This window comes from Bacillus testis (genome assembly GCF_001243895.1).
GTDB classification, from domain to species: Bacteria; Bacillota; Bacilli; order Bacillales; family DSM-1321; genus Bacillus_AD; species Bacillus_AD testis.
On the sequence record NZ_LN851186.1, the window covers coordinates 1,454,033 to 1,469,540 of the forward strand.

Annotated in this window: 11 protein-coding genes and 1 pseudogene; 6 read left to right on the forward strand and 6 right to left on the reverse strand. The window is 43.0% G+C overall.

The genetic code is table 11. The features are described from left to right. The first annotated feature begins 41 nt into the window (after positions 1-41). From BN1765_RS07700 to BN1765_RS07710, 3 genes are all read left to right on the forward strand, one after another. Positions 42-1,061, forward strand: coding sequence for a 2-oxoacid:acceptor oxidoreductase family protein (locus tag BN1765_RS07700; protein ID WP_050614568.1), 1,020 nt, complete (start codon positions 42-44; stop codon positions 1,059-1,061). Further along, positions 1,058-3,337: a thiamine pyrophosphate-dependent enzyme gene (locus BN1765_RS07705; protein ID WP_050614569.1), complete on the forward strand. Its 2,280-nt coding sequence runs from the start codon at positions 1,058-1,060 to the stop codon at positions 3,335-3,337. Before BN1765_RS07700 ends, BN1765_RS07705 begins: the two co-directional genes overlap by 4 nt. A 189-nt stretch (positions 3,338-3,526) precedes the next feature. Beyond that, positions 3,527-5,644 carry a PAS domain S-box protein gene (locus BN1765_RS07710; RefSeq protein ID WP_187119430.1) on the forward strand — a complete coding sequence of 706 codons (2,118 nt, stop codon included), beginning with the start codon at positions 3,527-3,529 and terminating at the stop codon, positions 5,642-5,644. 165 nt (positions 5,645-5,809) lie between these two features. Here the strand turns inward: BN1765_RS07710 and BN1765_RS07715 are convergent, their stop codons facing one another. Beyond that, positions 5,810-6,247: a YkvA family protein gene (locus BN1765_RS07715; protein WP_069203001.1), complete on the reverse strand. Its 438-nt coding sequence runs from the start codon at positions 6,245-6,247 to the stop codon at positions 5,810-5,812. A 305-nt stretch (positions 6,248-6,552) separates the two neighbouring features. On the opposite strand from BN1765_RS07715, the gene BN1765_RS07720 reads away from it, so the two are divergent. Next, entirely contained in the window at positions 6,553-6,780 is a 228-nt protein-coding gene (locus BN1765_RS07720; protein ID WP_050614572.1) for an aspartyl-phosphate phosphatase Spo0E family protein, read from the forward strand. 20 nt (positions 6,781-6,800) lie between these two features. Here BN1765_RS07720 and BN1765_RS07725 read toward each other — a convergent pair whose 3' ends face one another. Together BN1765_RS07725 and BN1765_RS07730 are read right to left on the reverse strand one after the other, a co-directional pair. Further along, positions 6,801-7,532: a ZIP family metal transporter gene (locus BN1765_RS07725; RefSeq protein ID WP_050614573.1), complete on the reverse strand. Its 732-nt coding sequence runs from the start codon at positions 7,530-7,532 to the stop codon at positions 6,801-6,803. Positions 7,533-8,301: 769 nt separating this feature from the next. Continuing rightward, positions 8,302-8,949 (reverse strand): annotated as a pseudogene (locus BN1765_RS07730) (ZIP family metal transporter); the annotation flags it as partial. Between the two features lie 527 nt (positions 8,950-9,476). On the opposite strand from BN1765_RS07730, the gene BN1765_RS07735 reads away from it, so the two are divergent. Then, on the forward strand, positions 9,477-10,571 hold the full coding sequence (locus BN1765_RS07735) for an MBL fold metallo-hydrolase (RefSeq protein WP_050614574.1): 1,095 nt from the start codon (positions 9,477-9,479) through the stop codon (positions 10,569-10,571). Between the two features lie 195 nt (positions 10,572-10,766). On the opposite strand, the gene BN1765_RS07740 is transcribed toward BN1765_RS07735, so the two are convergent. Next, entirely contained in the window at positions 10,767-11,699 is a 933-nt protein-coding gene (locus BN1765_RS07740; protein ID WP_082195439.1) for an MFS transporter, read from the reverse strand. Positions 11,700-11,704: 5 nt separating this feature from the next. Here BN1765_RS07740 and BN1765_RS07745 point away from each other — a divergent pair, with 5 nt between their 5' ends. Next, entirely contained in the window at positions 11,705-12,295 is a 591-nt protein-coding gene (locus BN1765_RS07745) for a hypothetical protein (protein ID WP_050614576.1), read from the forward strand. A gap of 195 nt (positions 12,296-12,490) precedes the next feature. Here the strand turns inward: BN1765_RS07745 and BN1765_RS07750 are convergent, their stop codons facing one another. Continuing rightward, positions 12,491-13,711 (reverse strand): MFS transporter, encoded by a 1,221-nt coding sequence (locus BN1765_RS07750; RefSeq protein ID WP_050614577.1) that lies wholly within the window; start codon positions 13,709-13,711, stop codon positions 12,491-12,493. 38 nt (positions 13,712-13,749) lie between these two features. After that, the gene (locus BN1765_RS07755; protein WP_050614578.1) at positions 13,750-15,255 is read right to left on the reverse strand and encodes a PAS domain-containing sensor histidine kinase; all 1,506 of its coding nucleotides are present in this window, start codon (positions 15,253-15,255) and stop codon (positions 13,750-13,752) included. Between the last annotated feature and the right edge of the window lie 253 nt (positions 15,256-15,508).

Sequence of the window (15,508 nt, forward strand, 5' to 3'; positions counted from 1 at the left end):
GTTATATATAAAATTGTTTAACTAGAAGCGGAGTGATCATCATGTCTGTATTGCCTAAAAAAAATACATTGGGATTCTATGAAATCCGTCTGGAGTCCATCGGCGGATTAGGGGCTAATCTGGCAGGGAAAATGTTGGCTGAAGCCGGCGTACTTGGTTTAGGGCTGAATGGGTGCAACTTCTCTTCCTACGGTTCTGAAAAGAAAGGATCGCCTGTGAAGAGCTTCATCCGATTCTGCGATCCGGACGTGGAAATAAGAGACCATAGCCCGATTGAGCATCCGCATGTAATCGGTGTCTTTCATGATGGCCTGTATAAAATGGTCGATGTAGCAAAAGGGCTTCAAGATGAAGGCATACTGCTCATCAACTCTGTTAAACAACCAGCTCAAATCCAGCAAGAGCTGCAGATTTCAGGGTGCACGATCGCAGTCATCGACGCATTGAGCATTGCTTTGGAAGAAAAGACAAAAGTAAATACGGCAATGCTTGGAGCGCTCTTTAGAACATGTAGTTTCTTGAACCCGGAAGATATGCGGAAAGTCATCCGCCAAACGTTTGAAAAAAAATACCCCCACTTAGTGGAACCGAATATCAGAACGTTCGACCGCGGTTATAATGAAGTAGTTTTTAAACATTATCATAAAGAAACAAGTGAAGTATTGAACATAAAGACTGCTGCCGGCCATCCTCAATTGGGCTACCAAACCCAGCCCATCGGCGGGATTATTACCGCGTACGGAAATACCATCCTCAAAGATATGAGCGGATCCAGACAGGGCTTTATCCCGTCATTTGACCAGGAAACATGCATTAATTGTGCAGCCTGCGACAATGTCTGCCCGGATGATTGTTTTGTATGGATAGAGGGAGAGGACAAACGCGGCAGAAAAAATATGTTCCTCCAAGGGATCGATTATCAATTCTGCAAGGGCTGCCTTAAATGTGTAGAAGCATGTCCAACAGGTTCTTTGACCGATTTAAGGGAAATTGGGAATGTGGCGACGGAAAAAAGCGTCAAGAAACGAATCGACAGCTATAAAGGAGGGCTGGTCACATGAGTGTAGTGGAAGAAAGAAGAACGGAATGCCTGCAGGAAACGGCATTCGAATCCGGAAATGAAATGGCTGCGCTTGCCGCAGCGCAAATTAATTATCATCTGATGGGTTATTATCCGATTACTCCGTCAACGGAAATTGCGCAATTGCTGGATTTGATGAAAGCACAGGGACAGCATGATATTAAGTTGATCGCAGCAGATGGGGAACATGGCTCAGCAGGAATCTGCTACGGTGCGGCCGTGACGGGAGCAAGGGTGTTCAATGCCACCTCCGCAAATGGATTGATGTATATGCTTGAGCAGCTGCCTGTGCAAGCGGGAACACGCTTTCCGATGGTAATGAACCTTGTGACACGATCAGTAAGCGGCCCTTTAGATATCCGTGGGGACCATTCGGATTTATACTTCGCTTTGAACACAGGCTGGGTGATTCTGACGGCCGGCACACCTCAGGCGGTATATGATCTGAATATAATGGCTCTAAAAATTGCAGAGCATAAAGATGTCAGATTGCCTGTCATTGTAGCCTATGATGGTTTTTTTACCTCACATCAAAAGCGGAAAGTGAACTTTTTCAAAGACCGTGCAATTGTCCAGCAGTTTATAGGGGAATGCCCTTCTGATTATGCATTTGCCGATAATCCAAAAAAACCGGTTACGATTGGGGCGCATATGAATGGCGACGATTTGTTGAATAACCATTACCAACAGTCAAATGCCATGTATGCTGCTATGAATGTGTTTCAGGAAGTAGCGGATGAATTCGCCGCCATATCTGGACGCCAGTATGGTCCTTTGAATACTTATTGCATGGATGATGCCGATGTGGCTTTATTCTTGGTCAATTCCGCTGCAGAAACTGCAAAGGATGCAGTAGACCAGCTAAGAAAGCAGGGAATTAAAGCAGGGGTGATCAGTCCTGGGATCATCAGGCCATTCCCGGCACATGCCATCCGTCAGGCATTGAAAGGTGTTAAAGTGTTGTTGGTTGGTGAAAGGGCGGATTCCTACGGTGCGAATGGCCCTAACCTGACACATGAAATCAAATCGGCAATCCAATCGGACCCGATGAACCAAACCCATGTCTTAAGCAGGGTCTTCGGACTGGGCGGAAAGGATTTCTATACGGACGATGCCTTGAACCTATTCAAATTGGCATTGGCTGTATTTGAAAAGGAAGATGTGCCATCCTTTGACTATTACGGCCAGACACCAGGAACGGTGGAAAATGTCCTGGAGCCTGTCATGGAACCGCTCCATGGCGATGCATTTAAAACTGGTTTAATTAAAGTGGAACAAGAAGAGTCTGGAAAACTAAAAGTTAGAATCCCGCCTCTTCGCGCTTTAACGGCCAAGCCTAAGCGCATAGCTTCAGGGCACGGAGCGTGTCCTGGCTGCGGCATCTTTACCGGGCTCGAATTATTCTTCAAAGGGATAGAAGGCGATATTGTAGTCCTATTCCAAACGGGCTGCGCCTACGTGGTTACCACGTCATATCCTTATTCCTCCCATAAACAAACAATGATCCATAACCTTTTCCAAAACGGTCCTGCTACTCTTTCAGGAACATTGGAAGCATTTATGGAAAAGAAAAAACGGGGAGAAATCCAAGTGGATGATGACGTAACATTTATCATGGTGACAGGAGACGGGGGCATGGATATCGGCATGGGTTCGGCTATAGGCACTGCCTTAAGGGGCCACAAGCTTATTATGCTGGAGTATGATAATGAGGGATATATGAATACAGGTTCCCAAATGTCCTACTCTACGCCGCTCGGCCATATGACGAGCACGACCAACGTCGGCAAGACACAATATGGCAAGTCATTCCATCATAAAGATACTCCACAGATTATGGCTGCTGCCAACATTCCTTATGTCTTTACGGGCAGCGAGGCTTTTCCGCAGGATTTAATTAAAAAAGCTGCAAAAGCCCAATGGTATGCCAAGAATGTCGGCACTGTCTATGGGAAATTGCTAATTACATGCCCTCTCAACTGGCGCTCAGAGGACCGTCTCGGCAATAAGATTATGGAAGCTGCAGTGAATTCTTGTTTCTTCCCGCTATATGAGGTTGAGCAAGGGGAAACGGCCATCACCTACAATCCGGAAACCCGTAAAAAAAGAATTCCTGTAGAAGATTGGTTGTCTTATATGGGCAAATCAAAACATTTATTGAAGCCTGAAAACAAACCGTTGCTCGATGACTTTAAAAATGAAGTCCAAAAGAGATGGCAAACATTGCTTGTAAAGCATGAAACCCCATATCTGTGAAAAGGAAGCCTTTCTTAGGCTTCTTTTTTTTGCCTGTTTGTGTCGATAGTTGAAGAATAAAAACAACAAAAGTAAATAGGATTTCACAGGTATATGTCGAATACTATATCCTTATGCGAAGATTTAGCGAAGGTGGGAAGTGAATTGAGACAAAACCAGCCACTCTTACATGAGAAGGATGATAAGAACTTGACAAAAGGACAAGATTTCTTATTTCCTTCATCTTTTTTTCAATTGTCCTTGGATGCCATGATTATGACAAACGAACAATTTGAGATTATCCAGATCAATGACTCTGCAGCCACTTTATTGGGGCTTACACATAGTAAATATATCGATCAGCCATTAGGGCGTATTCTTTCCCTTGTATCCGAGGGGCAAAGCTTTTTTGATGAAGATCTGATCCGTTCTGAAAAGGTGTGTGCCGGCGAGTGGAAGTGGTCCAATGCCGAAGGGAAAAATATTCATATCGCTTATCATGCTGTATTTGCATCGGAATCATACCTATTTACATTGAGGGACCAATCAGGATTTAAAAGGATGGAACAGGAATACATCCTTTCGCTAGACATTTTCAGGGACATTCTCTCCCAAGTGCCGCTCGGCGTTGTCATATTTGGCCGCAACGGCCAAGTGTACGACATGAACCAAACATTTCTTGAAATAGCAGGGCTACAAAAAGATACGGCGATGTCGAAATCGGTCTATTCTCTCTTTGCCGAGGGAATGGATTGCCAGACCTTCGAAAGGATACTGGCAGAAGAAGCTCAAGGATCAACACCGGTGAGCATGAATGGTCACGCATACCATTTTGAATACAAACGATATAACCGTTCTTTTCGCTCTCTTTTTGTTGGTATTATGAAAGATATGCAAGGAAAAAAGTCGATTGAAAATCAATTGTTGAGAAGTAATGAGATTTCTTCATATATGTTCGAACAGGTGAATGATGCCATTGTCTTGACGGATGCTACGGGGGTTATTACGGACATTAATGAAATAGGCTGCCGCATGTTTGAATTAGAAAGAAATGAACTGCTAGGGAAGAAAGTCAGCAGTTTTATCAGCAAAAAGGATAAAAAATACCTAAGTATGATGGAAACATTGAGGAACGAAGGAGCCGTAAGGGAAGAGATGTTCTTCATTATGGGAAATGGGCAAAAGAAACTGCTTGATTTCACCATTAAGACGATGTGCGATGCTTCATTCAATATTACGATTTTCCGAAATATAAGCGAAAGGCATAAAATGGAGGTGGAACTGCGCAAAAGCGAGAAAAAGTTCAAATCGATTTTCGACGGCATGCAGGATGGCTTGATTCTGTGGAAAGAGGAGGGGATCGTCGACATTAATGATGCGGGCGCCCGCATTATTGAGCAGCCCAAAAATACTCTCATCAATATGCCAATCGACAGGATTTTAGATGCTGTGCCAAAAAGCCGCTGGGATATTGAACAAATGATGGAAAGGATCAGGAACAACACGAAAGTAGAAGAAACCATCTCATTTCCTTTAAGAGAGGGCAAATACAAACACCTGGAATTTAGTACGAAGAAAGAACTTGTTTCAGGCCTTCACCTTACAATCATCAAAAATGTAACCGAGAGATTAGAATTGCAGGAACAAATCAAGAAATCCGATACCTTACATGTGATCGGTGAATTGGCAGCCGGTATTGCCCATGAAATCCGTAATCCGATGACTTCTTTGAAGGGATTTATTCAATTGCTGCAATATAATATCGATGCTGATTTTTCAAGCTATTTTAATATTATTTCTTCCGAATTGAAAAAGATTGATACGATCATCACTGAGTTTCTGGTTTTAGCCAGACCGCAAGCAATCCAGTATAAAATGAATGACATCCGCCAAATTCTTCAAGATTCAATAGATGCACTAAGCAAGGAGGCAATGAAACAACAGACCTCATTCTCCATTTTATTCAGCCAAAAACATTACTCTCTTATATGTGAAAGGGATCAATTAAAGCAAGTTTTTATCAATATAATAGAAAATAGTATTGAATCCATGTCCGAGGGGGGCATTATTACAGTAAAGACGAGCGGTTATAATGAAAAGTTCTTGAAAATATCCATTATGGACGAAGGAATAGGAATTCCTGCTTCAAAACAAAAAAGGCTGGGCGAACCTTTTTATACTACAAAAGACCGGGGGACAGGCATGGGGTTGATGGTCAGTTATAAAATAATCAAAGAACATCAAGGGTGGATAGAAGTCAAAAGCAAGGTGGGAAAAGGAACGATCGTAGATGTTTACATTCCTTGCAATCCTGAGAAAAAAGAGTAACCTTTTTTAGATAATGGGAGAGAAGGGGAAAAGGGTAAATGGGGGATAAATGACCCCCGTTAATCAGCGGTTCACTTTACTTTTTTATATAAATAACGCAACCAGCAACAAAAGAGCAGTGATAAAGACTGCTCTTTTGTTGCTGGTTGTTAAGCTGTTTTGTTCTTATTGCTGGATGTTGCTATAATCAATCGTATACACTGTATTTTCTTTTTCCTTTTTCCAGAACGTATAGCGGTCAAGGTCTTTTTGGATCCCTTTGATGATAAATCCGATTACGGCTACGTCATCCAGCATGCCAACCCCTATAATAAAATCAGGGATTATATCGATTGGGGTGACGAAATAAAGGATTCCGACAAATAAGAGGACCAGCGTGCGGTATGGAATTTGTTTATATTCTCCTGTAACCCAGGCCTTCAACATTTGCGTCATCGTAACCAGTGAATCCCATATTCCTTTAAGTGACGCTTTGTTTTTTTTGGATTTTGCGCTCGCCTTGTTGATCAAGGCAGAGGCTTTCCGTTTATCTTTCGTATACTTCTCTGCTTTTGATTTATAGCGGTTATACGCTACTTTATTGAATAAGCTTTCTTTCATCATGCCTACCCCCTCTCACTAATGAGCAGTATATATATGTTATACCTAACTTCCCTTACAATAAAACATAAAGGCATATCTTTAGCCCATTCGAACTGGCGCTAAGACTCCCGCCTCAAACGAAGAAATGAAATAAAACCACCCGATTCAAGTTTCACTTGATCGCCCTAAGAGGAAGGGGTTGTCGAATAAAAAAAAAGGCCCAATGCGGTTTTTGTCTATATTTGCGAATCTATTTACAAGTATGGGAAAGTTTGTAATAATTTAACATGATTCATATTCGGGGTAAAAAGGGAGATATAGAAAAAATGATAGAACGTGCTTTATCGGAGATTTCTTCGGATATTCAAGTGAAGAGAATGGAATTAATTCAATTTGCGTCTCTATATGGTCTGAATCATTCTATTACAATTCAAAAAAGTGAAGATTTAGATCAAGTGATATATGAATATCAGATTAGTTCACAAATCCATGCTGAAAAGCAAAAGGAAATAAACTCATTCTGGAAGAAGAATTTTCAATTGGCCATTTCATAATGCCCTGGATAGGCAAATAATCAGGATGAGGTCATTAGCATGACCATAACCAGCAGACCGGCAATAAAAGAAAAGGTAGCTGCCCGTTCATTGCCGTCCCCATGGCTTTCGGGAATCAACTCTTTATAGATAATGAATAGCATGGCTCCGGCTGCAAAAGCAAGTCCAATCGGAATCAAATTCTGGATATAGGTAGTCATAGTATATCCCACAAGGGAAGCGGCAATTTCGATTGTCCCGGTCCCGGCGGCGATGATGAACGCTTTCCACTTGGAAATATTGAGGTTGAGGAGGAATAGGGCGACTAGGAACCCTTCTGGGGCATTCTGGAGACCAATCGCCATAGCAATAAGATTGCCGGTTTCCGTGTCGGGCGATGCATAGGAAACACCTACCGACAGGCCTTCGGGAATGTTATGCAGAGTAATGGCCATAATGATGAGCATCGCTTTTTGTTCATATGCAAAAGGAATGTTCGAATGATTCACATCGATATGAGGAATATTTTTTTCCATAAAAGTAAGTGTCGCTACTCCAAAATAAATACCGATAACAAGCGGTACAAACCCTCCAAGTTCCATCGCTTCCGGAATGAGTCCCATCATACAAGCGGACATCATGATGCCCGCTGTAAAGGCAAGAAGGATATCACGGAAGCGGTGGGTGAAGGATTTTGTCACAAATAGAATAATAAAAGCCCCCAAGCCTGTAGACATGGCGGAACAGAAGCTTCCTAAAAGCAAATCGGGCATAATAAGCTCCATTTCTGTCAGCGATCAGCCAACTTGTACCTATATTCTATTGATAATGTATGGCGGAAAACAAAAATTATGAATGGAAAAGAGACATGCAGGGCAAACAAAGAAGCCACCCTCAACCTTTGAGGGTGGCTTCTTTGTTTGTGCCCGGTATGGCCGCAATCTTTAATGGTAAAAGTCTATAACTCTTCTGGTGGATGTAGCAATGGCTAGTTAATGAGAGTGTGAATTGGCTGGATTTGGCTTAAACCCTATAAAGCATCCTTCTAATCAAGAGGAGTATAGCCATTTTCAACTCTCTTTAAGTAAAGATGCCAACTTTTTTAGAAATCTGTTTTGCTGAAATAAAGTGAAACTTTGATAAGGAGGGAGGAATTCACCCTACGGATCATTTGTTGAACCAATCGGACATTTATAATAGCTTTGTATTTTAGTTGAACGATAGATGTGAAAGGTTTGGTTTACAAAAGGAAAGGGGATTGTAAAAATAAAACATAGACTTTTACAGGGGGTATTCTCTAATGAAAAAGCAAGTCATTTTTTTGCTTTTTAGCACTGCGGCATTTATGTTGGCACTTGCAATCGCAGTGATGAATCCGGATAAAGCAGAGGCCGAAGAATCATCGATGATTGAAACGCGCCAGAAATTCTTTGGGAAAGAAAATGTGAATCCAGTTACTGGCGGCATCAATAAGGATAAAGTGATTCTTTCATGGATTGGTGTATCGAATTTTGCAGCTGCAATCAACGGGCATGTTGTTCTGCTTGNGGGAATCAACTCTTTATAGATAATGAATAGCATGGCTCCGGCTGCAAAAGCAAGTCCAATCGGAATCAAATTCTGGATATAGGTAGTCATAGTATATCCCACAAGGGAAGCGGCAATTTCGATTGTCCCGGTCCCGGCGGCGATGATGAACGCTTTCCACTTGGAAATATTGAGGTTGAGGAGGAATAGGGCGACTAGGAACCCTTCTGGGGCATTCTGGAGACCAATCGCCATAGCAATAAGATTGCCGGTTTCCGTGTCGGGCGATGCATAGGAAACACCTACCGACAGGCCTTCGGGAATGTTATGCAGAGTAATGGCCATAATGATGAGCATCGCTTTTTGTTCATATGCAAAAGGAATGTTCGAATGATTCACATCGATATGAGGAATATTTTTTTCCATAAAAGTAAGTGTCGCTACTCCAAAATAAATACCGATAACAAGCGGTACAAACCCTCCAAGTTCCATCGCTTCCGGAATGAGTCCCATCATACAAGCGGACATCATGATGCCCGCTGTAAAGGCAAGAAGGATATCACGGAAGCGGTGGGTGAAGGATTTTGTCACAAATAGAATAATAAAAGCCCCCAAGCCTGTAGACATGGCGGAACAGAAGCTTCCTAAAAGCAAATCGGGCATAATAAGCTCCATTTCTGTCAGCGATCAGCCAACTTGTACCTATATTCTATTGATAATGTATGGCGGAAAACAAAAATTATGAATGGAAAAGAGACATGCAGGGCAAACAAAGAAGCCACCCTCAACCTTTGAGGGTGGCTTCTTTGTTTGTGCCCGGTATGGCCGCAATCTTTAATGGTAAAAGTCTATAACTCTTCTGGTGGATGTAGCAATGGCTAGTTAATGAGAGTGTGAATTGGCTGGATTTGGCTTAAACCCTATAAAGCATCCTTCTAATCAAGAGGAGTATAGCCATTTTCAACTCTCTTTAAGTAAAGATGCCAACTTTTTTAGAAATCTGTTTTGCTGAAATAAAGTGAAACTTTGATAAGGAGGGAGGAATTCACCCTACGGATCATTTGTTGAACCAATCGGACATTTATAATAGCTTTGTATTTTAGTTGAACGATAGATGTGAAAGGTTTGGTTTACAAAAGGAAAGGGGATTGTAAAAATAAAACATAGACTTTTACAGGGGGTATTCTCTAATGAAAAAGCAAGTCATTTTTTTGCTTTTTAGCACTGCGGCATTTATGTTGGCACTTGCAATCGCAGTGATGAATCCGGATAAAGCAGAGGCCGAAGAATCATCGATGATTGAAACGCGCCAGAAATTCTTTGGGAAAGAAAATGTGAATCCAGTTACTGGCGGCATCAATAAGGATAAAGTGATTCTTTCATGGATTGGTGTATCGAATTTTGCAGCTGCAATCAACGGGCATGTTGTTCTGCTTGACAGCTGGATTCCTGGCGGCGATAAATCGAATTATGTACCGGCGACCGTTAAGGAGCTTATCGACTTGAAACCGGAAGCACTTTTTATTGGCCATGCGCATTTTGACCATTCGGATCATGCAGCGACGATCCTTGAACAAACGGATGCTGTATTGGTAGGAACCCCGGAGCATTGCGAATTAGTGAAGAAAGAAGCAAAAAATCCAGAGAAAATTTCATGCATCCCTGCAGTAGGACAGGGGGCCAAGCCAGGGGACATGAACAAGCTGGATTTTCTGGATGGTGTTTCGGTCACGGCGCTGACTCATATCCATTCAGCCGCTAAGCTGCCTGATTTGACAGATAGATCGCATGGCATCTTCCTTAAAAAGGACCTACAAAGTAATGCGCCAAAGGTAGACCTCAAGAAGCTGCTTGGTGCCATTGGCAAAGATGGCGGCGGTATGCTCATGTACCAATTTCAGGTGGGGGACTTTGTATTGACATGGAATGATACGGCGGGGGCAGTCAAGGAAGAGGCACCTGAGCTTCTCAGTATAATGTCATCCCTTCCGCAGACGGATGTCCAGGTAGGTGCCATCATGGGCTTTAATCAGTATTTCAATGGTCTTCGTGACCCTCGTATGTACATGGAGGCATTGAAACCACGGTTGTTCATCCCGACGCACCACGACAATTGGGCATCACCTATCACAACGTCCGGAAAATATTACAAGAGTTATCTCCAAAGGGAAATGCGGCGAATTCCAGTGGAAAAACGGCCGGACCTTTTGTTCATCTCTGACCCGAACGATTATGTGAACCCGGGTGTTATGACTTTCGATATCCATGATGATAGATGGAGATAGGAAGACTTCTGGAAAGAGGTTATTTTTCAAAGGATAGTGTGGATGGTATTTGGATAGGAAGGATGAAAAAATAGATTTCATGCTTTAACGGCAAACAAACTCGATAAAGTGAAACTTTAATCGGCGGGAGACATGTATCTCCCGCCGATTATTCGTTGAACCAATTGGATTCTTACTGGCGCTTGACTCATTCGATTAAGATTGGCTGGTTTGTGCCAGTTCTTTGTCAGTGGGGAGGAAAAAACTGAATAAACCGAGCAGAGGAAGAAATCCCATCAGCCGGATTGTCGGAATCAAACCGAATGAGTCCGCCAAATTTCCGATTGCAACCGACCCGATTGCCCCCATCCCGAATGCTAAGCCGACTGTCAGGCCGGACATGGTCCCAATTTTCCCGGGAACTAAATCCTGTGCGTATACCACTGCGACTGAGAAACTCGACATAAGAACGAACCCGATCAAAAACAATAGGAAGAATGCCAGATAAGGATTTACATAGGGCAGTATGATTGTAAACGGCACAGCCAGAAGCATGGAAAGAAGCAGGATGGTTCTTTTTCCGAAAGCATCAGACAGAGGGCCGCCGAAAAAAGTGCCTAAAGCGCCGGCTGCAAGGAATGTGAACACATACATTTGTGCGATAGTGGTGGAAAAACCATAATGATCAATCGCATAGAATGCAAAAAAGTTTGTCATCGCTGAGATATACCAAGATCTGGCGAAGATCAGCAGGAGGATCAGAAACAAGGCGCTCCATACTCTCCGTGAAATGCCTATAGTTGTACTTTCCTTTTTAGGGGCGGACGGTACGGCAATCAATTGTGCCTTGTACCACTTGGCGATCACCAATAGCAGCACACAGGCAACCAGGGCTGCCGGGGCAAAGTATAAACTGCCGATTTGGCCAAGTGGCAGGATGACCCATGCTGAGATTAAAGGGGCCAGGGATTGTCCTGCGTTCCCTCCCACCTGATAAATGGATTGGGATAAGCCTTTTTTATCGCCGGCTGCCATATGGACGACACGGGATCCTTCAGGATGAAAGACAGCTGAACCGATTCCAACAAGTATGACTGCAACGATTAAAAAAGTATATGCGGATGCAATNAGGACAGGGGGCCAAGCCAGGGGACATGAACAAGCTGGATTTTCTGGATGGTGTTTCGGTCACGGCGCTGACTCATATCCATTCAGCCGCTAAGCTGCCTGATTTGACAGATAGATCGCATGGCATCTTCCTTAAAAAGGACCTACAAAGTAATGCGCCAAAGGTAGACCTCAAGAAGCTGCTTGGTGCCATTGGCAAAGATGGCGGCGGTATGCTCATGTACCAATTTCAGGTGGGGGACTTTGTATTGACATGGAATGATACGGCGGGGCCAGTCAAGGAAGAGGCACCTGAGCTTCTCAGTATAATGTCATCCCTTCCGCAGACGGATGTCCAGGTAGGTGCCATCATGGGCTTTAATCAGTATTTCAATGGTCTTCGTGACCCTCGTATGTACATGGAGGCATTGAAACCACGGTTGTTCATCCCGACGCACCACGACAATTGGGCATCACCTATCACAACGTCCGGAAAATATTACAAGAGTTATCTCCAAAGGGAAATGCGGCGAATTCCAGTGGAAAAACGGCCGGACCTTTTGTTCATCTCTGACCCGAACGATTATGTGAACCCGGGTGTTATGACTTTCGATATCCATGATGATAGATGGAGATAGGAAGACTTCTGGAAAGAGGTTATTTTTCAAAGGATAGTGTGGATGGTATTTGGATAGGAAGGATGAAAAAATAGATTTCATGCTTTAACGGCAAACAAACTCGATAAAGTGAAACTTTAATCGGCGGGAGACATGTATCTCCCGCCGATTATTCGTTGAACCAATTGGATTCTTACTGGCGCTTGACTCATTCGATTAAGATTGGCTGGTTTGTGCCAGTTCTTTGTCAGTGGGGAGGAAAAAACTGAATAAACCGAGCAGAGGAAGAAATCCCATCAGCCGGATTGTCGGAATCAAACCGAATGAGTCCGCCAAATTTCCGATTGCAACCGACCCGATTGCCCCCATCCCGAATGCTAAGCCGACTGTCAGGCCGGACATGGTCCCAATTTTCCCGGGAACTAAATCCTGTGCGTATACCACTGCGACTGAGAAACTCGACATAAGAACGAACCCGATCAAAAACAATAGGAAGAATGCCAGATAAGGATTTACATAGGGCAGTATGATTGTAAACGGCACAGCCAGAAGCATGGAAAGAAGCAGGATGGTTCTTTTTCCGAAAGCATCAGACAGAGGGCCGCCGAAAAAAGTGCCTAAAGCGCCGGCTGCAAGGAATGTGAACACATACATTTGTGCGATAGTGGTGGAAAAACCATAATGATCAATCGCATAGAATGCAAAAAAGTTTGTCATCGCTGAGATATACCAAGATCTGGCGAAGATCAGCAGGAGGATCAGAAACAAGGCGCTCCATACTCTCCGTGAAATGCCTATAGTTGTACTTTCCTTTTTAGGGGCGGACGGTACGGCAATCAATTGTGCCTTGTACCACTTGGCGATCACCAATAGCAGCACACAGGCAACCAGGGCTGCCGGGGCAAAGTATAAACTGCCGATTTGGCCAAGTGGCAGGATGACCCATGCTGAGATTAAAGGGGCCAGGGATTGTCCTGCGTTCCCTCCCACCTGATAAATGGATTGGGATAAGCCTTTTTTATCGCCGGCTGCCATATGGACGACACGGGATCCTTCAGGATGAAAGACAGCTGAACCGATTCCAACAAGTATGACTGCAACGATTAAAAAAGTATATGCGGATGCAATGCCTAATAGCGCCATGCCCAGCATAGTGGAGAATAATCCGAGAGGCAATGCATAGGGCATCGGCTTCTTGTCTGTATACCAGCCAACAACTGGCTGCATAATGGATGCGACAATATTCAGCGTAAAGGCGATCATCCCTAATTGTGTATATGTAAGGGTCATTTCCTGTTTCAGAACAGGAAACATAGCTGGCACAACGGCTTGGAAGGTATCGTTCAATAGATGGCACAAGGCGATCAGCAATAGAATTTTATACGTCGTTTGCCGAGCAGTGTTTGGTTGCCTGATTGTTTCTGTCAATTGGCTCATATAGAGATCCCCCCCATCAACTCTGTTTGTTTTTTTGATTAACCATCCTGACTGGCGGACGGCATCAGCGGGAAGGAAAGTGTACATTCAGTTCCTTTACCCGCCTCACTTTCGACAACAATCTTGCCGTTATTAGTGTTCAAAATCCGTCGGCAAATATAAAGCCCCAATCCGGTTCCAAATTCTTTGGTGGTAAAAAAGGGTTCGAAAATATGTTCTACCGTCTCTTCATCCATCCCTTTCCCGTTGTCACGGACAATGAGTATTGCCTGTTGTTTGCGGATGGAAAGGGCGATTTCAATGGCGCCACCGGGCATGCATGATTCAAAGCCATTCTTGACGATGTTTAAGATCACTTGTTTGATTTGGTCTTTGGAACACTTGACATATACAGGATCAGCGCAAAGATAAGTCTGGAGAGAAGTAGAATAGGCTTCCGCTTCCCGCTCGAGCATGGGCAGCATTTCTTCTAAGATGTGGTTTAAATCGATCTGGTCGACTGGGTGGATGCTTGGCTTTCCTAATACCAGGAATTCATTGACTATTTCGTTGATGCGGTGGATTTCCTTTTGGATTACCGAAAAATACATTTGATCGATGGAATTCTGGTATTTTTCACTGAGCAGCTGTACGAGCCCTTTTATTCCTGTAAGCGGGTTTTTGATTTCATGGGCAGTGGAAGCCGCCAAGGTGCCAATGATGCTTAATTTTTGGTCGTTGTACTCTTTTTTTCTTCTAGTCTCTTCACGTTTGTATTGAATATGCTGATAAGAGAGAAAGAGAATATGGGTGATGAAAAGGAAAAAGACAATGAATTTTAGTAGAGCATTTGAGTTCAGTCCGATTTTTCTGGGGGCATAATTGAGGTTCAGTACCCAAGGAACTGTATCAAAAGCAATCTTTTGCTGATAATCGCCTTCTTTGTGGTTATTGTTCAATGACAAGATTTCTTTATTATCAAAATTGGTAATCTTCAGGGCAATCTGCGGCGTCAACTTTTCAAAGATCCCTTTGACATAATCCAAACTTAATTGCGCTAAAATAAACCCGGAAATCGTATGATCCGCATTTAATATCGGTTTGCAAATATAAAAGTAACTGTTATTGGTTGACGGATCGACCCTTTTGCTGCTGGATACGTATGATTTCTTCAATCTGGAGCAGCTATTGATAAAGTAGCGTTTCACCTCTTTATGATGATAGTTAGCGTTTGTCCCTGCTTTAATGATTCCTCTTTCATCCACATAATATAAATTGCCATAACGCTTATCCGCTTCTTTTGTTTTGGTCAGTAAATTGGTGATCTCCCCAGGCTTCTCATCCATCTCAGCAGAGACAATCGCCAATACATCCAGACTCTTGATGGTTTCTTTAATGAATGATTCAATATAATGCTGGTACATTCTGCCAAAATGGATATTTTCTTTTGCCAGGTTTTTATCCGCCTGTACTTGAAGGTAATGCTGAAACAACAGGCCTGCCAGGATTGTCGGTATTATGATAATAAATATATATACTAATAAATTCTTTTTGATATTATTCATCGAAGCTCTCTCTCTTTTATTCTTCAAGCATTTTTTTCAGTAGGCGAAGGAACGCATAATTATCATAGTATATCAAAAAAGTGTAAAATCAAATGATTATTCTTTGTTTTCGGATTTTTGGATTCCAAAATGTGAACCATGCAAGGAACCACAAAGAGTAAAAAGAAGCAATAAGAAAGGCCCGGCAAGGATATTTGTTTCGCCGGGCTTACGATTTATCCCAATTTGATTGGGGAGTGGCGGGAATGGATAA